The organism is Micromonospora sp. AMSO12t (assembly GCF_008806585.1).
GTDB lineage: Bacteria > Actinomycetota > Actinomycetes > Mycobacteriales > Micromonosporaceae > Micromonospora > Micromonospora reichwaldensis.
The window spans coordinates 1-18,470 of the sequence record NZ_WAAS01000045.1; the positions used below are offsets into that span (position 1 = coordinate 1).

19 protein-coding genes are annotated in these 18,470 nt (G+C 72.5%); 12 read left to right on the forward strand and 7 right to left on the reverse strand.

Translation table 11 applies throughout. The features are described 5' to 3' along the window. The 3 genes from F6X68_RS09800 to F6X68_RS09810 form a co-directional block, all read right to left on the reverse strand. A partial coding sequence (locus F6X68_RS09800; protein WP_151453960.1) for a copper resistance CopC family protein occupies window positions 1–649 on the reverse strand: 649 nt, incomplete at its 3' end. Window positions 650–700: 51 nt separating this feature from the next. Next, the gene (locus F6X68_RS09805; RefSeq protein WP_151453961.1) at window positions 701–1,456 is read right to left on the reverse strand and encodes a zf-HC2 domain-containing protein; all 756 of its coding nucleotides are present in this window, start codon (window positions 1,454–1,456) and stop codon (window positions 701–703) included. Between the two features lie 87 nt (window positions 1,457–1,543). Further along, window positions 1,544–2,110 (reverse strand): sigma-70 family RNA polymerase sigma factor, encoded by a 567-nt coding sequence (locus F6X68_RS09810; protein WP_151453962.1) that lies wholly within the window; start codon window positions 2,108–2,110, stop codon window positions 1,544–1,546. A gap of 204 nt (window positions 2,111–2,314) precedes the next feature. Between F6X68_RS09810 and F6X68_RS09815 the strand changes: the two genes are divergently transcribed. Then, complete coding sequence (locus F6X68_RS09815) at window positions 2,315–3,913, forward strand: amidohydrolase (RefSeq protein ID WP_151453963.1); 1,599 nt, start codon at window positions 2,315–2,317, stop codon at window positions 3,911–3,913. Window positions 3,914–3,982: 69 nt separating this feature from the next. Here the strand turns inward: F6X68_RS09815 and F6X68_RS09820 are convergent, their stop codons facing one another. Next, complete coding sequence (locus tag F6X68_RS09820) at window positions 3,983–4,939, reverse strand: hypothetical protein (RefSeq protein WP_225852116.1); 957 nt, start codon at window positions 4,937–4,939, stop codon at window positions 3,983–3,985. A gap of 314 nt (window positions 4,940–5,253) precedes the next feature. Here F6X68_RS09820 and F6X68_RS09825 point away from each other — a divergent pair, with 314 nt between their 5' ends. The 8 genes from F6X68_RS09825 (at window position 5,254) to F6X68_RS09860 (ending at window position 13,187) form a co-directional block, all read left to right on the forward strand. Further along, window positions 5,254–8,091, forward strand: coding sequence for a Na+/H+ antiporter subunit A (locus F6X68_RS09825; RefSeq protein WP_151453964.1), 2,838 nt, complete (start codon window positions 5,254–5,256; stop codon window positions 8,089–8,091). Further along, window positions 8,088–8,573, forward strand: coding sequence for a Na(+)/H(+) antiporter subunit C (locus F6X68_RS09830; RefSeq protein ID WP_225852117.1), 486 nt, complete (start codon window positions 8,088–8,090; stop codon window positions 8,571–8,573). The genes F6X68_RS09825 and F6X68_RS09830 overlap by 4 nt, the downstream gene beginning before the upstream one ends. Further along, window positions 8,570–10,147, forward strand: a complete 1,578-nt coding sequence (locus F6X68_RS09835; RefSeq protein ID WP_151453965.1) for a Na+/H+ antiporter subunit D — start codon at window positions 8,570–8,572, stop codon at window positions 10,145–10,147. The genes F6X68_RS09830 and F6X68_RS09835 overlap by 4 nt, the downstream gene beginning before the upstream one ends. Window positions 10,148–10,158: 11 nt before the next feature. Further along, a complete protein-coding gene (locus F6X68_RS09840) occupies window positions 10,159–10,779 on the forward strand; it encodes a Na+/H+ antiporter subunit E (RefSeq protein ID WP_151453985.1) in 621 nt (206 codons plus the stop codon). Continuing rightward, on the forward strand, window positions 10,776–11,039 hold the full coding sequence (locus tag F6X68_RS09845) for a monovalent cation/H+ antiporter complex subunit F (protein ID WP_089002241.1): 264 nt from the start codon (window positions 10,776–10,778) through the stop codon (window positions 11,037–11,039). Before F6X68_RS09840 ends, F6X68_RS09845 begins: the two co-directional genes overlap by 4 nt. Further along, window positions 11,036–11,398, forward strand: a complete 363-nt coding sequence (mnhG, locus tag F6X68_RS09850) for a monovalent cation/H(+) antiporter subunit G (protein WP_151453966.1) — start codon at window positions 11,036–11,038, stop codon at window positions 11,396–11,398. The genes F6X68_RS09845 and mnhG overlap by 4 nt, the downstream gene beginning before the upstream one ends. A gap of 143 nt (window positions 11,399–11,541) precedes the next feature. Then, complete coding sequence (locus tag F6X68_RS09855; protein ID WP_151453967.1) at window positions 11,542–12,108, forward strand: RNA polymerase sigma factor; 567 nt, start codon at window positions 11,542–11,544, stop codon at window positions 12,106–12,108. After that, complete coding sequence (locus tag F6X68_RS09860) at window positions 12,105–13,187, forward strand: hypothetical protein (RefSeq protein ID WP_151453968.1); 1,083 nt, start codon at window positions 12,105–12,107, stop codon at window positions 13,185–13,187. The genes F6X68_RS09855 and F6X68_RS09860 overlap by 4 nt, the downstream gene beginning before the upstream one ends. Window positions 13,188–13,462: 275 nt before the next feature. Here F6X68_RS09860 and F6X68_RS09865 read toward each other — a convergent pair whose 3' ends face one another. Then, window positions 13,463–13,729, reverse strand: a complete 267-nt coding sequence (locus F6X68_RS09865; protein WP_132231774.1) for a helix-turn-helix domain-containing protein — start codon at window positions 13,727–13,729, stop codon at window positions 13,463–13,465. Window positions 13,730–13,803: 74 nt separating this feature from the next. Between F6X68_RS09865 and map the strand changes: the two genes are divergently transcribed. Then, complete coding sequence (map, locus tag F6X68_RS09870) at window positions 13,804–14,622, forward strand: type I methionyl aminopeptidase (RefSeq protein ID WP_151453969.1); 819 nt, start codon at window positions 13,804–13,806, stop codon at window positions 14,620–14,622. Window positions 14,623–14,732: 110 nt separating this feature from the next. Here map and F6X68_RS09875 read toward each other — a convergent pair whose 3' ends face one another. Both F6X68_RS09875 and F6X68_RS09880 read right to left on the reverse strand, forming a co-directional pair. Continuing rightward, entirely contained in the window at window positions 14,733–15,689 is a 957-nt protein-coding gene (locus F6X68_RS09875) for a DUF817 domain-containing protein (RefSeq protein ID WP_151453970.1), read from the reverse strand. A 159-nt stretch (window positions 15,690–15,848) separates the two neighbouring features. After that, the gene (locus F6X68_RS09880; RefSeq protein WP_151453971.1) at window positions 15,849–16,676 is read right to left on the reverse strand and encodes a M23 family metallopeptidase; all 828 of its coding nucleotides are present in this window, start codon (window positions 16,674–16,676) and stop codon (window positions 15,849–15,851) included. 238 nt (window positions 16,677–16,914) lie between these two features. Between F6X68_RS09880 and F6X68_RS34135 the strand changes: the two genes are divergently transcribed. Next, window positions 16,915–17,445: a hypothetical protein gene (locus tag F6X68_RS34135; protein WP_225852119.1), complete on the forward strand. Its 531-nt coding sequence runs from the start codon at window positions 16,915–16,917 to the stop codon at window positions 17,443–17,445. After that, complete coding sequence (locus tag F6X68_RS34140) at window positions 17,442–17,831, forward strand: IS110 family transposase (RefSeq protein ID WP_255474730.1); 390 nt, start codon at window positions 17,442–17,444, stop codon at window positions 17,829–17,831. Before F6X68_RS34135 ends, F6X68_RS34140 begins: the two co-directional genes overlap by 4 nt. The last annotated feature ends 639 nt before the right edge of the window (window positions 17,832–18,470 follow it).

The following is an 18,470-nucleotide window of genomic DNA, read 5'->3' on the forward strand; positions in this document are numbered from 1 at the left end:
AGCGGGTCTCGCGGCGCCGGCGCAGCAGCAGCGCGGTCCCGCCGAGGACGGCGACCAGGACCCCGGCGGCCAGCAGCACGCCGCCCGTCCCGAGGCCGCCGGAGCCGGTCGCGGCGGCGGGGTCGACCGACCCGGCGGCCGGCGGGGCGGCAGCAGCGGTCGGGGCCGCGGCAGCGGTCGGTGCGGCGGCGGCAGACGCGGCGGCGGCCGGCGGATCGGTGACCGCCCCGGTCGCCGTGCCCGCCCCGCCGGTGGTGTCGCCGCCGCCGGCGACCGTGAACCGGTACGACCCCTGCACCGGATGCCCATCGGCGGAGACGATCCGGTAGGCGACGGTGTAGGTGCCCTCGCCCAGCGTCTCGTCGACGGTCACCGTGCCCTTCGTCCCGTCGACGGTGGGCCCACCGGTGGGGATCTTCCGCCGGGCGGCGTCGGTCAGCGCGATGGTGGTGAAGGTCGGGTCGAGCCGCTGCGCGAACTCCAGCGTGACCCGCGTCGGTGGTGTCGTCAGGCGGTCGCCGTCGGCGGGGCTGGCGGCCCGCAGCGTGTTGTGCGCGGCGGCGGGGGCGGCCGGTACGAGCAGCAGCGCGGCGGCCAGCGCGGCGGCGACGAGGGCCGCGACGGTCGGGCGGCGGGACGGGATGTGCATGTCTGGTGCTTCTCCTGGTTGGTGGTGGTCGGCCGGGCAGCTGGTGACCGGTCAGGCCGCGCGGCGGTCGGAGACGCGGGCGGAGCCGGGATACGGCGACGGGAGCAACCGCAGCCCCGGTGCCTCCGTGGGCTCGTCGGCGGGCAGGCTCCAGCGGGGTTCGTCCGGACGGCTGCGCCGCGCCGGGCCGTCAGGGCGCAGCCCCGGGCGGGACAGGGCGACGACGATCACGTAGCCCGCGAGCAGGAAGCCGTGGCTGACCAGCCGGGCGGTGTCCACCCGCCCGGTCAGCAGGTCGTTGACCGACAGCAGCGCCAGCATGCCGACGAAGGCGCTCAACATCGGCACCAGTCCGGTCGGCGGGGTGCGCCGGGCGGCCACGAAGAGGAAGCCCGCGCCCACGGCGACGTTCCACGCCGCCGACTCGTGCCACAGGTGCCCCGACATCAGCCCGCCGGTCGCCGCGTGTGCGTGGGCGCTCGCCGTGCCGCGTCCGATCTGCGCCAGGCCCAGCACGAGTTGCAGCGCCCCGACCAGGCCCAGGACCGCCCGCAGGGTGAGCACGACCCGCTCCCGCCGGCGGCGCGGAGCCGGGGCGGGCAGCGCGCCGAGGATGGCGTCGGTGCGGTCGTCACCGGCGACGGCGACCGACAGCCGCGCCCGGCGGGTCACCGCCGTGGCCCGGTCATACCACGTCCGGCAGCCGGCGCAGCCGGCCAGGTGGGCCGCCACGGCTGTCCGCTCGGCGGCGGTCTCCTCCCCGTCCAACTGCGCCGACAGCACCTCACGCCACTGCTCACACCCCATGTACCGGTAGTCGTCCCGGACCCGTCGTTGGTTCCCGCGCAGTTTCGTGGGCCGTCGCCTTCCCGCAGGTCAGCGCGGGCGGGTGGGTCAGCCGGTGGCGTCGCCGCCCCGGCCCGCGTCCGGCTCCGACCAGCCGTGCGCGGCGGCGACCAGATCCTCCCGGGCCCGGGCCACCCGGGAGCGGATGGTGCCCACCGGGCAGCCGCACACCTCCGCGGCCTCGGCGTAGGACAGGCCCAGCACCTGGGTGGCGACGAACGCCTCCCGTCGGTCCCTGGGCAACGCCGCGATGAGGCGTTCGAGCACGACCTGCCGGTCGAAGCCGCTGCGCGCCGGGTCGGGGACGTCGTACCCGTCGGGCATCGGCACCGTGCGCGGCCGTGACGTGACGGTACGGACGTGGTCCGCCGCGACCCGGCGGGCGATGGCGAGCAGCCACGTCCGCGTCGAGGAGCGTCCGGCGTACGACGGCAGCGACCGCATCGCCCGCAGGAAGGTCTCCTGGGTCAGGTCGTCCGCCTCGCGGGGCGCGACCAGCGCGGCGAGGAAGCGGCGGACCTGCTGCTGCGTCGCCCGGACGAAGCAGGCGGCGGCCGTCCGGTCACCCCGGCCGGCGGCCAGCGCCCACGCGGTCAGCTCCGCGTCGTCAGCCATCCGGCACCTCCGAGTCGGGCCACCGGAGGGCGGGTGCCCGACGGTGATCACGACGGGTCGTAGTAGTGACTGGCCGGTAGCGTACCGCAAGCGGCCCGGTGGCGGCCTTCCCCGACGCCCCCGCCGCCGGGTGCCACCGCGCCCGTCGCCGAGGGCTGCTGTCTAGCATGGACGGCCCCGCCCGACCGTCGAAGCAGGCAGCCCATGACCGGTACGGTTTTCGAGAACGCCCGGATCCACACCCTCGACCCCGCCCGTCCGCACGCCGAGGCGATGCTGGTGCGCGGCGAGCGCATCGTCGCCGTCGGGGACCTCGACGAGTGCCGTGACCGCGCCGGCGCCGGCGCGCGCCGCGTCGACCTCGGCGGGATGACGGTGCTGCCCGGCCTGATCGACAGCCACCTGCACTCGGCGCTCTACGTGCGCGGCCTGGAGCAGGTGGACCTGCGCGGCACCACCAGCCTCGACGAGGCGCTGACGCGGATCGCCCGGCACGCGGCCACCCTGCCGCCCGACGCCTGGCTCTTCGGCGGGCGCTGGGACAGCCACAAGTGGGACCGCCCGGTGCAGCCGACCCGGGCCGACCTGGACCGCGTCTGCCCGGACCGGCCCGCTGTGCTGCCCACCATCGACGGGCACACCACCTGGGTCAACACCGCCGCGCTCCGGCGACTCGGCATCGACGCCGGCACCCCCGATCCGATCGGCGGGCAGATCGTCCGCGACGAACGCGGCGAGCCGACCGGCATCCTGCGGGAGGCGGCCGGCGACGCGGCGTACGACGTCATGCGCACCTCGCTCAGCGGTGACCTGGTCGCGCAACTGCGCACCCACCTGCCCCGGCTGCTCTCCGTCGGCCTGACCAGCATCCACGACATCGACGGGCAGGACTGCCGGGCCGCCTACGAGACCCTGTACGCCCGGGGCGAGCTGCCGCTGCGGGTGCACAAGTCGATCCCGTCGACCGCGTTGGACGAGGTGATCGACCTGGGCTGGGCGACCGGCGACGGGGACCGCTGGCTGAGCACCGGCCCCGTCAAGATCTTCACCGACGGGGCGCTCGGCTCGCACACCTGCCTGATGACCGAGCCGTACGACGGCGAGCCCGACAACCACGGCATCGCCGTCACCCCGGCGGAGGAGTTCGAGCGGCTGGTGGCGAAGGCGGCCGGGGCCGGCATCGCCGTGGCGGCGCACGCCATCGGCGACGCGGCGAACGGGATGGTGCTGCGGGCGTACGCCAACTGGCAGGAGTCGGCGCGCACCAACCCGACGGCGGTACGGCGGCTGCGGCACCGGATCGAGCACACCCAGCACCTGCGCCCGGCGGACGTGCCGCTGCTGGCCCGGCTGGGCGTGATCGCCTCGATGCAGCCCACCCACTGCACCAGCGACATCCCCCTGACCAGCCGGATGCTCGCCGGCCGGGACCTCGCCTCGTACGCCTGGCGCAGCCTGCTGGACGCCGGCGCGACGGTGGCCTTCGGCTCGGACGCCCCGGTGGAGGACCCGGATCCGTTCTTCGGCATCCACGCCGCGGTGACCCGGCAGCAGCCCGACGGCACCCCGCCCGGCGGCGTGGACCCGCACGAGCGGGTCGATCTCGACACGGCGCTGCGCTGCTTCACCGAGGCGGGCGCGTACGCCTCCTATGAGGAGCACCTGAAGGGGCGGCTGACCCCGGGGATGCTCGCGGACTTCATCGCGCTGCCCACCGACCCGTACCGGGTCGAGCCGGCGGACCTGCGCGACCTCACGGTGGCGCTCACCGTGGTCGGCGGGGTCGTGCGCTGGCAGCGCTGACCGGGGCCGTCGCTCGGGGTCGCCCCTTGCCCGCCACCCCGCGTTCGCCCGCCGGGCCGGGGTCGGCGGTCAGGCGGGCCGCTCGGGCGGCAGGTCGACCACCAGTGCCGGGCCGGTCCGGCGGCCGCCGCCGGGGCGTCGGGTCAGCGCGACCACGGCGTCCGCGGCACGCGGGGACCGCAGCGCCTCCTCGGTCGGCCGGCGCGGCCCGGCGTCGGCCGGGGCGACCGTCAGTCGCCGGGCGCCGGCCGGCGCCTCCGTCACGCTGGTCGCCGCCCCGGTCAGGCCGAGCGGGCCGGCGTCGGGCAGGTCCGCGGGACGGGCCCCGTCTCCGGCGTGCGCGGTGACGTCCGGGCCGCCGCAGCGCAGCAGGGTGACGCGCCCCTCGGGGGAGACCTCCACCAGGGTGGCGGCGAGGTAACCGCCCGGGGCGATGCCCCGCACGAGGTCGTCGAGGGCCCCGGCGATCCGCGGCAACGATCCGCCGCCGCGCAGGGCCTCGTCGCGGAAGGCCGACTCCAGCGCCCGGGTGTGCTCCGGGCGGGCCAGGGTGGCGCCGTGCGCCACGCCGAGGAGGACGCGCAGGCCACCCCGGCGCAGCGGTACCGCCGCCGCGACCTCCCCGGGGGCGCGGCAGACGGCCAGCGCGGCGCGTCCCGTGCCGGCGGGCATGGTGAACACGGCGACGTCGCGGGGCGCGGGCACGCGGGCGACGGCCCGCGCCTCGCGGCGTCGCCTGGCCCAGGCCAGCAGCGGTACGGCGGCCAGGCTCGCCGCGGAGGCGCCGAGCGCCCACGGATCGGCGCGGTGCCCGGGTACGACGGGAACGACCACGGACGCCGCCAGCAGGACGGCCGCCCAGGCGGAGATCAGCGCCGCCACCCGGGGGCGGGTGGACACGCCGAGCAGCCCCGGAAGCAGCACCCAGCCGAGCGGCGTGCTCACCTCGGCCACACCCATCACGAGGGCGTTGCCCGTCGCCCCGGCGAGAGCCGTCCGGGTCGACACCAGCATCCCACTCCGCATCGCCCCACCCATCCGTCGCCCTCGATTTCCGGCGCCGTCGCGTCGCGCCCGGGTGCGCGTCGTCGCCCTGCTCGCCAGGTCGCCAAGGGTATCCGCAAGGTGGGCGATCGCCTCCTGATCATGATAAGCAGGAGGGGCGCGGGCGACGAGGCCGCCGCATCGGCCCCCGTGGACCTCCCGACGGGAGGCCGACGGCCGGTCGTTCGCGCCGCCCGCGGGCACGGGCACGCCGGCGGCGCCGTATCGCCGATATGCAGATTCGCTCCTTACCGGTTAGGGTTGGCTAACCGGTTGTCGAACTCTGGGGAGGGTATGTGCTGGTTCTGGTGGCGGTCCACGCACTCGCAGCCGTGATCGCCCCGGGACTGATACGTATCTGGGGCCGAAAAGGGCTCTACCTGGTGGCCCTGGCCCCCGCGGCGACCCTGGTCTGGGCGCTGACCCGGACCGGGACGGTCCGCTCCGGCAATCCGGTCGTCGAGACGGTCACCTGGGTTCCCCAGCTCGGCCTGGAGATCGCCCTGCGGATGGGCACCCTGGCCTGGCTGATGGTGGTGCTCGTCGGCGGGGTCGGGGCGCTGGTGCTCGCCTACAGCGCCCGCTACTTCCGCTCCGACGACCCGGGCCTGGGCCGCTTCGCGGCCGTCTTCGTCGCCTTCGCCGGGGCGATGCTCGGCCTGGTGGTCTCCGACGACCTGCTGCTGCTGTACGTGTTCTGGGAGCTGACGACCGTCCTCTCCTACCTGCTGATCGGCAGCGACCCCACCAAGCGGGCCAGCCGGCGCGCGGCCATGCAGGCGCTGCTGGTGACCACCCTGGGTGGCCTGGCGATGCTCGCCGGGTTCGTCATGCTCGGCCAGCACGCCGGCACGTACCGCTGGTCGCAGATCGCCACCGACCTGCCCGGCGGCGGCTACCTGGCCGTGGCCCTGGTGCTGATCCTGCTCGGCGCGCTGAGCAAGTCGGCGATCTTCCCCTTCAGCTTCTGGCTGCCCGGCGCGATGGCCGCGCCCACCCCGGTCAGCGCCTACCTGCACGCCGCGGCGATGGTCAAAGCGGGTGTGTTCCTCGTCGCGCTGATGGGACCGGCCGTGGTCGGGGTCACGCCGTGGCGGCCGGTGCTGCTGGCCGGCGGGCTGATCACCATGTTCCTCGGCGGATGGGCGGCGCTGCGGCAGGCCGACCTGAAGCTGCTGCTGGCCTATGGCACGGTCAGCCAGCTCGGCCTGCTGATGGTGATCCTCGGTGCCGGCACCCGCGACACCGCGCTGGCCGGCGCGGCGATGGTGCTGGCCCACGCGCTGTTCAAGTCCACCCTGTTCCTCGTCGTCGGGGTCGTCGACCACGTAGCCGGCACCCGTGACCTGCGCGAACTCAGCGGCCTCGGGCGGCGGGCGCCGGCGCTCGCGGTGGTGGCGGGCCTCGCGGCGGCCTCCATGGCCGGCCTCCCGCCGCTGGCCGGATTCGTCGCCAAGGAGGCGGCGGTCGAGGCGTTCCTGCACGGCGGCACCGGCGACCTGGTGGTGCTCGCCGGCCTGGTGCTCGGCTCGGCGCTGACCGTGGCGTACACGCTGCGTTTCGTCTGGGGCGCGTTCGCGACCAAAGGCGACGTGCCCGCCACCGAGGCCCGGTCGGCCGGGTGGCCCTTCCTCGCGCCGGCCGTCGTGCTCGCCGCCGCCGGCCTGGCGGTGGGGCTCTTCGCGCCCGCCGTCGACAAGGTCCTCGCCCCGTACGCGGACCTGTACGAGAGTGCCGAGCCCGGCTACCACCTCGCGCTGTGGCACGGGCCGACCCTGGCGCTGGGCCTGTCGGCGCTGGCGGTCGCCGGCGGCGTGGGGCTGTTCCTCCTGCGGCACCGGGGGCGGCTGGGCGCGTCGGTTCGACTGCCCTTCGACGGGGCCGCGGTCTACGACCGGCTCATCGGCGGGGTGGACCGGCTTGCGGTGGAGCTGACCGGCGCCACGCAGCGCGGCTCCCTCCCCTTCTACCTCGGCGTCATCCTGCTGGTGATGATCACCTTGCCGGGTGGGGCGCTGCTGGCCGGGATGCCCTGGCCGCAGCGGTTCCAACTGTGGGACACCCCGTTGCAGGCCGTCGCCGCCGCGGTGGTGATCGTGGCCGCCGTGGCCGCCGCCCGCGCCCGGCGCCGACTGACCGCGATGATCCTCGTCGGCGTCGCCGGCTACGGCACCGCGCTGCTGTTCATCCTGCACGGCGCCCCGGACCTGGCCCTGACCCAGTTCCTGGTGGAGACCGTCACGATCGTCATGTTCGTACTGGTCCTGCGCCACCTCCCCGCCAAGTTCTCCGAGCGGCCCATCCGGTCCAGCCGGCGCGGTCGCATCGCGCTCGGCGTCGCCGTGGGCGTGGTCACCGCCGGCATGGCGTACGTGGCGGCGGGAGCGCGGATCGCCACCCCGATCTCCGTCGACTTCCCCGACGAGGCCGTCTCCTACGGCGGCGGCAAGAACATCGTCAACGTGACCCTGGTCGACATCCGGGCCTGGGACACCATGGGCGAGATCGCCGTGCTGGTGGTGGCCGCCACCGGCGTGGCCAGCCTCATCTTCCGCCACTCCCGGGACCTCGACCTGCGCAGGGGCATCCCCGGCGTCGGCCGCACCGAGTCGGCGCGGCCCCGCTGGCTCACCACCGGCGCCACCACCCGTCAGCAGTCGGTCATCCTCCAGGTCGTCACCCGGCTGCTGTTCCACGCCATCGTGCTCTTCTCGATCTACCTGCTCTTCTCCGGGCACAACGCCCCCGGCGGCGGCTTCGCCGCCGGACTGGTGGCCGGGCTCGCGCTGGCCGTGCGCTACCTGGCGGGCGGGCGCACGGAACTCAACGGGGCCGCCCCGGTCGATGCCGGCGCGGTGCTCGGCGCCGGGCTGTTCGTCGCGGTCGGCACGGGCGTCGCCGCGATGCTGCTGGGCGGGGAGTTCCTCCAGAGCGCCCTGCTGGACCTGCACCTGCCGGTCTTCGGCCACGTCCACTTCGTCACGTCGGTCTTCTTCGACGTCGGCGTCTACCTCATCGTGGTCGGCCTGGTCCTGGACATCCTGCGCAGCCTGGGCGCGGAGATGGACCGGCAACAGGAGACCGACCAACGCGAGACCGAACAGGCCGACGACCGGACGAAGGAGCTGGTGTGAACCCGAACCTGACCTACGTCCTCGTGGTCGGCGTCCTCTTCGCCGCCGGGGTGACGCTGCTGCTGGAGCGCAGCCTGACGCGGGTGCTGATGGGCGTCATCCTGCTCGGCAACGGCGCCAACCTCCTGCTGCTCACCGGCGGCAAGGCCGGCGGGCCGCCGATCGTCGGCACCACCGCCGAGGGGGACATGAGCGACCCGCTGCCCCAGGCCATGGTGCTGACCGCGATCGTCATCACCCTCGGCATGACCGCGTTCCTGCTCGCCCTGGCGTACCGCAGCTGGCACCTCAACGGGCACGACGAGGTGCAGGACGACGTCGAGGACCGCCGCATCATGGAGTTGGCCGACCGGGACGAGGGACCGGGCACCGCCGACAACGACGCCGGAGACGGTGACGGCGACGGCGACGTCGCCCTGGCCACCGTGCCCGCCGACGACACCACGGCCAGCCCGGCCGGGGACGCGGGGAGGGGCCGATGACCTGGCTCGTACCCCTGCCGGTGGTGATGCCGCTGCTCGGCGCGGCCCTGACGCTGCTGCTCGTCGGCCGGCCCCGCGCCCAGCGCTGGGTCAGCCTCACGGTCCTCACCGCCACCGTCGCCGTGGCGGCCACGCTGCTGGTCCGCTCCTCCGTGGACGGGCCGCTGGTCGTCGAGGTCGGCGGCTGGGTGGCGCCGCTGGGCATCGTCCTGGTCGCCGACCAGCTCGCCGCGCTGATGCTCGTCGTCTCCGCCGCCGTCACCCTCTGCGTGCTCGTCTACTCGATCGGGCAGGGCACGGCCGACGGCAACGAGGAGACGCCGCTGTCGGTCTACCACCCGACCTACCTCGTGCTGACCGCCGGCGTGTGCAACGCGTTCCTCTCCGGGGACCTGTTCAACCTCTACGTTGGCTTCGAGATCCTGCTGGTCGCCAGCTACGTGCTGCTGACCCTGGGCAGCACGGAGACCCGGATCCGGGCCGGCACCACGTACGTCGTGGTCAGCCTGCTCTCGTCGCTGATCTTCCTGGTCGCGATCGGCCTGGTCTACGCGGCGACCGGCACCCTCAACCTGGCCCAGCTCGTCGACCGGCTCGACGCGCTGCCGGACGACATCCGGCTGGTGCTGCAGGGCATGCTGCTGCTGGCCTTCGGCATCAAGGCGGCCGTGTTCCCGCTGTCGGCCTGGCTGCCGGACAGCTACCCCACCGCCCCGGCGCCGGTCACGGCGGTCTTCGCCGGCCTGCTCACCAAGGTCGGCGTGTACGCGATCATCCGCACCGAGACGCTGCTGTTCCCCGGCGGGCGCACCGCCGACCTGCTGCTGGTGGTGGCGGCGCTGACGATGGTGGTGGGCATCCTCGGCGCGGTCGCCCAGTCCGACGTCAAACGGCTGTTGTCGTTCACCCTCATCAGCCACATCGGCTACATGCTCTTCGGCGTCGGGTTGAGCACCTCCCTCGGGCTGTCCGCGGCGATCTTCTACGTGGTGCACCACATCACCATCCAGACCACCCTGTTCCTCGCCGCCGGCCTCGTCGAACGCCGGGGCGGGAGCACCGCCCTGGACCGGCTCGGCGGGCTGGCCCGACTCTCGCCGCTGCTGGCCGTGCTGTTCTTCCTGCCCGCGCTCAACCTCGCCGGCATCCCACCGTTCTCCGGCTTCCTCGGCAAGCTCGGCCTCGTCCAGGCCGGCGTGGACGACGGCGGTCCGCTGGCCTGGACGCTCGTCGTCGGCGGTCTGCTCACCAGCCTGCTCACCCTCTACGCCATCGCCCGCGTCTGGAACCTGGCCTTCTGGCGTGCCCCGCACCCGGACATGCCCGCCGCCGGCGACGCCGTGCGGGCCGCCCGCACTGAGGGCGCCGAGCAGCCGCACCGGGAAGCGGACCCCGAGGCGTCGGGCGCCGTGCTGCCGCGGCTGATGATCGGGTCGACCGCCGCCCTGGTGGTGCTCGGCCTGGCGCTGACCGTGGTGGCCGGGCCGCTGTTCGACATCAGCACCGACGCGGCCGACGACCTGCTGCGCCGGACCCCGTACGTCGAGGCCGTGTTTCCGGACGGTGCCCCGTGACCAGTGACCCGATGAGCCCGCCGAAGCCCGTCGCGCCGACGAACCCGCCGCTGACCCGCACGGCCCTCCGGCGCAACCGGATCGTCGCCGTGACCGGGCTGACCGGCGTCTGGGTGCTGCTGTGGGGCACCCTCTCCTGGGCCAACCTGATCAGCGGGCTGGTGCTCTCCGTCGTGCTGCTGGCGGTCTTCCCACTGCCGCCGGTGACCTTCGCCGGGCGGATCCGCCCCGTGCCGCTCGCGCGGTTCTGGGTGCGTTTCCTGCGGGACCTCGTGGTCGCCTCCGCCCAGATCGCCTGGCTGGCGGTGCGGATCGGGAAACCCCCGCTCAGCGCGATCATCGCCGTGCCGCTGCGGGTCAACACCGACCTCAACCTCACGCTGACCGCCGAGGCGCTGTCCCTGGTGCCCGGCAGCCTCATCATCGAGGCCGACCGGACGACCGGCACCCTCTACGTGCACGTCATCGGCGTACGCAGCCGCGAGGAGGTCGAGCGGTTCCGGCAGGGCGTGCTCGACCTCGAAGCGCGGATCGTCGCCGCCATCGGCTCGCCCGACGAACTGCGCCGCGTGACGCAACCCCACGCCGCCGGCCCGTCGGAGCCGGCCCACCCGGAAGGGGTACCCAGATGACCGTCGTCGCCGTGACCGTCGCCGCGCTGCTCGCCGTGGCCGTCGGGCTGACCCTCGTCCGCATCATCCGCGGACCGTCCATCCTCGACCGCGCCGTCGCCACCGACGTCCTGCTCGCCGTCGTCGTCGCCGCCATCGCCACCGAGGCCGCCTACAGCCGCGACGCCACCGCGCTGCCCGTGCTGGTCGTCCTCGCCATCCTCGGGTTCGTCGGCTCGGTCAGCGTCGCCCGGTTCGCCGCCCGGAGGAACGACAAGTGACGCTCGACGCCGTCCTCGACGTCGCCGCCGGCGTCTGCCTGATCGCTGGCGCGCTGCTCTGCGTCGCCGCCGGGGCGGCGCTGCTGCGCTTCCCCGACCTGCTCGCCCGGATGCATGCGGCGGCCAAGCCCCAGGTGCTCGGCCTGCTGCTCGTCCTGCTCGGCTGCGCGCTGCGCCTGCGTACGGGGGTGGACATCACCACCCTCGTGCTCGTCGGCGCCTTCCAACTCGCCACCGCGCCCGTCGCGGCGCACATGGTGGGCCGGGCCGGCTACCCGCACGACGAGATCCGCCGCGACCTGCTGATCACCGACGAACTCGCGCCCCACCTGGACCGCATCAGCTCCGGCCGCTCCTGACCGGCGGGGCCGCCGCGGCTCTCCGGTCGACGTGCGGACGGCACGGGAGTTGATCGACCCGGCCGCCGCTCGACGCCGTCTGACGACGACGCCCGCGTGGCGACGGCCCGTCACGATCGGCGTCCGACCGGACATGGAGTGACGTGAGCTCCGCGACCGAGCACGAGGACCGTTTCCGAAGCGTCTACGCCGAGGGCTTCGAGCCGCTGCTGGCGTACGCCATGCGGCGCGTCGAGCATCCCGAGGACGCGGCCGACGTGGTCGCGGAGACCTTCCTCGTGGCCTGGCGGCGCAGACACGAGATGCCAACGGAAGCCGAGACCCGGCTGTGGCTGTACGGCGTCGCCCGGCGGGTGCTCGCCAACCACCACCGCAGCGGCAGACGCCGGCAGCGGCTGGGCGAGCGGCTACGACAGGGGCTCACGGCCGCGATCGCCGCCGACCCGGGCAGTGAGGTGCCGGCACGGCTCACCGTCCAGGCCGCGCTGGCCCGCCTCTGTGAGCTGGACCGGGAGGTGCTGATGCTGACCGTCTGGGAGGGCCTGGAGCCCCGCGAGGCGGCAGCGGTCCTCCGGGTGAGCCCGGCCGTGGTCCGTACCCGCCTCTCTCGCGCGCGGGCCAGGCTGCGCGACCTCGTCCGTGACGACCCCGACCCACCCGGACATGTACTCGACGTCCTGACCGCACCCACCCCGAAGGAGGGCCGATGACCGAGGAGCACCTCGACCGGATGGTTCGAGACGCCGACCCCTACCGACCCGCCGTCATCCGGCGCCTGGACGGGGCGAAGCAGACCCTCCTGGAGGAGATCATGTCCGAGCCGAGGCTCGAACGCGTCGTCGAGTCACCGCCACCACGCTCCCGAGCCGGCCGCGTCATCGTTCGCCGCTTCGCCGGTGCGCTGACCGCCGCCGCCGTCCTCACCGGCCTGCTCGTCGTGTCCACCGTGCTGCGCGAACCTCCGGACGACAGCCGGGCACCTGTCACGGATGCCGCCAGTGCGGGCGCCCCCGTCGTCTACTCGCCCGTGGCGATGAAGGCCGCCGAGGGGAACCCGCGGCTGCTCATCGACCAGCCGGGCTGGAAGGTGACCACCGTCTACGGGTTCACCGAGCAGCAGGGCACCATCGCGTTCAGCAACGGCGGGCGCCAGTTGGAGATGAACTGGTACCCGGCCGGACAGTACGAGGGCTTCCACGCCGACCGGCTGAACGTCAGCCCCCCGAAACCGGTGCGGGTCGACGGCTGGCCGGGCGACCTGTTCCGCTACAGCTCCGACGACTTCGCGGTCATGCTCCGCCCTCGCGACGGCGCCTTCGTCGAGCTCCGTACCGCAGGAGGCTGGAGCCGGGACGAGTTCGACGCGGTCCTCGCCGCCGTCGTCCGCGTCGACGTACGCACCTGGCTGGCCGCGCTACCGGCGGAGATCGTCACGCCCGCGCGGGTAAACGAGGAGGCGGCCAAGGTGCTCGCCGACGTGCCGCTCCCGCCGGACTTCGACCCCACCGCGCTGCGTGACGTCGGCACCAACGACTCCTACCAGTTCGGCGCCCAGGTGACCTCCCGGGTCGGCTGCGCATGGATCGCCGAATGGCTACGCGCGAAGCGGGTCGGCGACGCCGCCGCTCTCCAGCGCGCCGGCGACGCCCTGCGCAGCAGCCACAACTGGCGCGTGCTGCACCAGATGAACGACGAGGGCGACTGGCCGGAGGTGTTCTGGGAGATCGCCGACAAGGTCGCCGCCGGAAACCCGCCGCCCGCGTACGCCCAGGGGTTGGGCTGCGACTGAGCCCCTCGACCGTCGCCACGCCGGCACTCGCGCAGCGCGAGTGCCGGCGTCGAGGGTCCATTGCGGGCTGCGGCGCGAGGTCCTCTGCCTGCCACGGCGGCGCTGGGGCTTCAGGAGAGCGCTGCCGTCGACGCTACGCCCGGACCCGCGAGGCGAAGATGACACGTGCCGAGCCGGCGCAGTCCGGCCCGCAGGGTTACCTCCGTGGGTGCTGTTCCCGCTCAATGAGCCGCCAACAAGATCTTCCGAGACACACTGTCGTGGGCGGCTGGTCTCTAGGACGCCTGGCGGACGGGCATGTCGGCCCGCCAGACATCGGCCAGGTCGCTGAGCGGGACGTCGAGGGCCTGACTGAGGCCGACCACGGTGCCGAACGCCGGTGCGGGAAGGCGGCCCGCCTCGATCTTGCGTAGCGTCTCGGGGGAGATGCCGGCTGCCAGGGCCACCTCGACGAGGCTGCGGCCGGCCCGCGCGGCCCGGAGGGCGGCTCCGAGGCGCTGGCCCGCTGCGATCTGTTCGGCGGTGAGTGGTTGGCGAACCATGCCAGCAGGATACCCCCAGAGCATCCCGACCTGGCGTGGTATAAAAATACCGCACAGGGGAGAGGGAGGCTGTCGTGATCGAGCTCAAGTCCGCCGAGGAGATCGACCGGATGGCGGTGACCGGCCAGTTCGTCGGCGAGCTGCTCGCCGAACTGCGCGACGTCGCCGCGGTCGGCGTCAACCTGATGGACCTCGAACACCACGCCCGCCGCCGGATCAAGGAACGCGGCGCCGAATCCTGCTACTGGGACTACGCCCCTTCGTTCGGCCGCGGCCCGTTCCGCAACGTGCTGTGCCTGTCGGTCAACGACGCGGTGCTGCACGGCCTGCCGCACGACTACGTCCTGCGCGACGGCGACCTGCTCAGCATCGACATGGCGGTCGGCATCGACGGCTGGGTCGCCGACTCCGCGCTCTCCGTCGTCGTCGGCACCCCCGACCCGGCCGACCTGAAGCTGATCGAGGCCACCGAGGTCGCACTGGAGGCCGCCATCACCGCCGCCCAGCCCGGCGGCCGCCTCGGCGACATCTCCGCCGCGATCGGCGAGGTCGCCCGCTCCTACGGCTACGGCGTCAACGCCGAGTTCGGTGGCCACGGCATCGGCCGCACCATGCATGAGGCCCCGCACGTGTCCAACGACGGCCGCCCCCGCCGCGGCCTGAAACTCAACCCGGGCCTCACCATTGCCATCGAGCCCTGGTTCTGCCGCTCCACCGACAAAATCAAGTTCGACAAGGACGGCTGGACGATCCGCTCCGCCGACGGCTCCCGCACCGCCCACTCCGAACACACCGTCGCCATCACGGCTTCCGGCCCTCAGGTCCTGACCCGCCGCCCCACTCAGGGCGCCGCCTCGGCCGGCCCCACCACGAAGTCCGCCACAGCCTCCTGACCCACTGCCCGCCTCGGGCGTGAGCGGATATCGACGGGACGGCGGGCCGAGGCTGCTCCGCCGGCTCTCGCGGACGACGGTCTCGCTGGAAGCTGAGACCTGGTCAGGATTCAGAGCGCCTGACTGTTCCGCCGCTCCTGCTGGCCGGCTGGCACCGGGTCGGGTGCCGTCTCATCGGCCCGTCGGGGCGGCTGCCGGTCGTCGGGCGGTTGCGGCGGCGAGATCCAGGTGACCAGCACGACCGAAATGATCATCAAGAGGAACCACGACGTCAGCTTTGTCAGCGAGACCGGATGCCATCCGCCCACTTGGCTCGGGTAGAGCCAGGCGTTCGACCAGGTGGCGACGTTCTCTGCGAGCCAGATGAAGAAGGCGACGAGGAGGAAGGCCAGCAGCAGCGGTATCCGCCACCGCACCCGGAAGATGCGGAAGTGCATGACACAGCGCCCGAACACGAGTGCGACGAGCGCGACGAGCAGCCACCGCAGGTCCTGCACGTAGTGGTTGGCGAAGAAGTTGAGATAGATCGCAGCCGCCACCGCGGCCGTCAACCAGCGCTTCGGGTAGCGCGTGAAGCGCAGGTCGAACAACCGGTTCACCCGGACCATGTAGGAGCCGACCGCGGCGTACATGAAGCCGCTGAACAGGGGCACCCCGCCGAGCCGGAGCACGCCGTCGGGCTCGTAGGTCCACGAACCGATGTGGGTCTTGAACAGCTCCATGAGCGTTCCGACGAGGTGGAACAGGACGATCACTCGTAGCTCGCGCAGGGTCTCAAGACGGCCGGCCACCATCGCGACCTGGATGGCGATGGCGGCGACCGTGAGGGCATCGTTGCGGGCGAACGCTGCTTCGTCCGGATACCACAGGTGCGCCGCGCAGATGACCGCGAGCATGGCGGCACCGAACACACATGCCCATGCCTGTTTGAGCCCGAAGGCCAGGAACTCGGTCAGCCACCCGGCCGGCCCATGACGCGGCAGCCGGGCCAGCGCGACGCGCAAGCGGGCATCGATCGCGCGTTCGGCCGTGGTGAGCGTGGCCGGTTCGGCGGTGACGTGTCGCATCGCCCGAGGTTAGTGCTCTCGAAACGGCGACATCCGCGCCGGCGGCACGCGGATGGCCCACACGATCGCGACTTGCCGGACGACGCTGACGACACACGACAACGCTGCCGCTTTCCTACGCCGCGTGGATCCCGGGCAGCCGTGATGCGCCAGGTCAGATCAACCGATGCCGTCGACTGCGGCCCTGAGTGCGTTGATCGACGGATCCCAGCTGAAGTTCAGGACGGGGAGGCCGGAAGCGCCGGCATTGCTGTCGCCACCAAGGACCACCGCCCGCGGCTTGCCGGTGCCCTGGGGGACAACGAGGTACCAGTTGCCCTTCACATTCGCAATGAACACTTCATCTACCTCCTGGTCGGACGGGTTCGGGTTGGCGACGTCTCCGACGTAGTTCTCGAAATCCACCGTCGCGCGGAAATTCGTCGGACTGCCGGTGTTCAGCCAGAGACTCGTATGCACATGCGGCCCGACACCGCGGTCACTGCCGTTCGCCGAGGCGCCGGAGTACGCGATCGTCTGGCCTCGCGACACACGTTGACCGGTTGAGACGGCGATCGTCGACAGGTGCAGGTGCCGGGTGTAGTTGCCATCATCGTGGGCCATCCCCACGACGCGCCCGGTCGCGGTAGAGGTGTCGGTCTTCACGTAACGGATCGTGCCGTTCGCCGCGGCCTTGACGGGAGTACCGGTTCCGACCGCATAGTCGGTGCCCGGCTCACCCGAGGGCGGCGTCCGGTTCCGGTGGTCCTGCCACGAGCTTGAGATCCGGACGTTTCCGCACGGCCTCTGATAGCTGCCGGCAGCCTGAGCGGAGCCCGGCAGCAGAGCAAAGGCGGCCGACACCCCGGATGCCGCCAATGCGGCGCCTGTGATGAAACCCCGTCTCGAAAGTCCACGCAGATAGGCGATGCCACCGAGATCCTCGGGTGGCAGATCGTGGCTGACACCTTGAGGAGGGTCAGGGCGAGGCTCCTCGCTGAGGATCATCGATGCAACTTAAGGCTACTTCCGTTGGAGGGCAAGGGTTTCCGTGCGATCGCTCTTGGGCGTCGCACGAGTCCTCTCCGTGACGTAGTCAGGCCATGGCATGCGTCGTCGTAGGTTCACGTTGCGCGTGGTCGCTTCGAGGAAGATCGCCGGGTGGACCGGGCCGGTTGCTGCGTACTTGGGCGACGCCCAGCCACTCGCTGCGCTGGCGGCGGACCCGGCTGCGGCGACACCCAGCATGCGCCCCGACATCCCGATCCTGGAACCCTCCGACCGACTCCTCGCCGAACTCACCGTGCTGACGGGCTACCGCGCTGACCTCGTCGGCCAGCGCGTCGCGACCCTGTTCCGGTTGCAGGAACTGCTCACTGGGATCAGTCCCGTGCTGGAAAGAGCCGTGGACCTGAACCGGAAAGGCCTGATGATGGTCCTCGCCTGCTGGCAGACCCCGGCCGCGATCCGGCACGCCGGCGTCGACCGCATCACCGCCCTGCTCCGCCGCGGCCACGTCAAGAACGCCGCCCAGGTGGCCGAGGCGATGGTCGCCGCCGCGCGGCAACAGACCCTCACCCTGCCCGGGCAACGTGCCGCCGCCGTGGTGGTCGGGCAGATGGCCACCGAGATCCTCGCCCTCGAGCAGCGCATCGCCGCCGTCGACGACCTCATCGCCGAACACCTCGACCAGCACCCCCTGGCACCGATCATCGGGAGTCTGCCCGGCATGGGTACCTGCTCACCGCCGAACTGCTCGTCCACACCGCCGGCATGACCGAGTACGACAGCCCCGCCAAACTCGCCGCGCACGCCGGCCTGGCACCTGTTTCCCGCGACTCCGGAACGGTCTCCGGCAACCATCGCCAGCCCCGCCGCTATCACCGCAGGCTGCGGCACATTCTGTGGATGGCCGCGTTCACCGCCGCGAGGGAATGCCCTGCCCTCCCGCGCGTACTACGAGAAAAAGCGCGCCGAAGGAAAGAACCACCGGCAAGCCATTCTCGCCCTCGCCCGACGACGCGTCGACGTCCTCTGGGCACTCATCCGCGACCGCAAAACCTTCGCCCGACCGACGCCGACAGTCCGCGCCGCAGCCTGAACCAGCACGCTCCCGCCGACGCGACCCCCATCGCGCCGGCCACTCCACCCTGCCCGCCATGATCAACCGGAGTCACACGAAGACTCCTAAGATGACACTCAATCTGTATCCGCAGGCTCATTACCTGTGGATTTCCGCTCTGGTTCCTTGTTTGCCGGTCGCCCCCGCGCGTTGCTGTGCTCACTCGCTGAAGATCAACAAACGATCCTGAGCCCTGCTTGGCCCGAACTCGGGGTGGTCCGGGGTGTCTTTGTTGCGGTCTTTCGATCCCCCGGGCTGCATCAGTTTACGGTGGCCCGGCCAGACCGAAACGCCCGAAACTCCGGAGTTTCGCCGCTGGCCTGACCAGCGGCCGCGACGCCGTCATCGCCGGCCTGTCCAGGCCTGGAGTTCAGGTCGGTCGAAGGCCACGTCAACCTCATCAAGACGATCAAGTGACAGATGAACAGCCGAGCGAACCTGGATCTTCTGCTCAAAAGCGTCCCCGCCACGACGTAACCCTTGCCAGCAAGATTGCTCACGAAATGTGTGCCAGGGCCGAGGTTGAGCCGGTGTGTCAGGTGCAGGCTTGGCGCTTTCCTATAACGCTTCTCGGCTGAGCCGTTCTATGAGAACCCGGTGCCGGTAGCCGGTCCATTGATCTGGGCTCTTGTCTGCACTGGGATCGGGGCTAAGCTCATGGTGGCAGAAATGTCACTCGA

Bases quoted from the DNA above. Each gene is read 5' to 3' on its own strand.
- F6X68_RS09880 (WP_151453971.1), bottom strand. From the start codon at position 16,676: ATGATCCTCAGCGAGGAGCCTCGCCCTGACCCTCCTCAAGGTGTCAGC.
- F6X68_RS09865 (WP_132231774.1), bottom strand. From the start codon at position 13,729: ATGGTTCGCCAACCACTCACCGCCGAACAGATCGCAGCGGGCCAGCGC.
- F6X68_RS09845 (WP_089002241.1), top strand. From the start codon at position 10,776: ATGACCGTCGTCGCCGTGACCGTCGCCGCGCTGCTCGCCGTGGCCGTC.
- F6X68_RS09835 (WP_151453965.1), top strand. From the start codon at position 8,570: ATGACCTGGCTCGTACCCCTGCCGGTGGTGATGCCGCTGCTCGGCGCG.
- F6X68_RS09875 (WP_151453970.1), bottom strand. From the start codon at position 15,689: ATGCGACACGTCACCGCCGAACCGGCCACGCTCACCACGGCCGAACGC.
- F6X68_RS09815 (WP_151453963.1), top strand. From the start codon at position 2,315: ATGACCGGTACGGTTTTCGAGAACGCCCGGATCCACACCCTCGACCCC.
- F6X68_RS34140 (WP_255474730.1), top strand. From the start codon at position 17,442: ATGACCGAGTACGACAGCCCCGCCAAACTCGCCGCGCACGCCGGCCTG.
- F6X68_RS34135 (WP_225852119.1), top strand. From the start codon at position 16,915: ATGCGCCCCGACATCCCGATCCTGGAACCCTCCGACCGACTCCTCGCC.
- F6X68_RS09805 (WP_151453961.1), bottom strand. From the start codon at position 1,456: ATGGGGTGTGAGCAGTGGCGTGAGGTGCTGTCGGCGCAGTTGGACGGG.
- F6X68_RS09840 (WP_151453985.1), top strand. From the start codon at position 10,159: ATGAGCCCGCCGAAGCCCGTCGCGCCGACGAACCCGCCGCTGACCCGC.
- F6X68_RS09820 (WP_225852116.1), bottom strand. From the start codon at position 4,939: ATGCGGAGTGGGATGCTGGTGTCGACCCGGACGGCTCTCGCCGGGGCG.
- F6X68_RS09810 (WP_151453962.1), bottom strand. From the start codon at position 2,110: ATGGCTGACGACGCGGAGCTGACCGCGTGGGCGCTGGCCGCCGGCCGG.
- F6X68_RS09860 (WP_151453968.1), top strand. From the start codon at position 12,105: ATGACCGAGGAGCACCTCGACCGGATGGTTCGAGACGCCGACCCCTAC.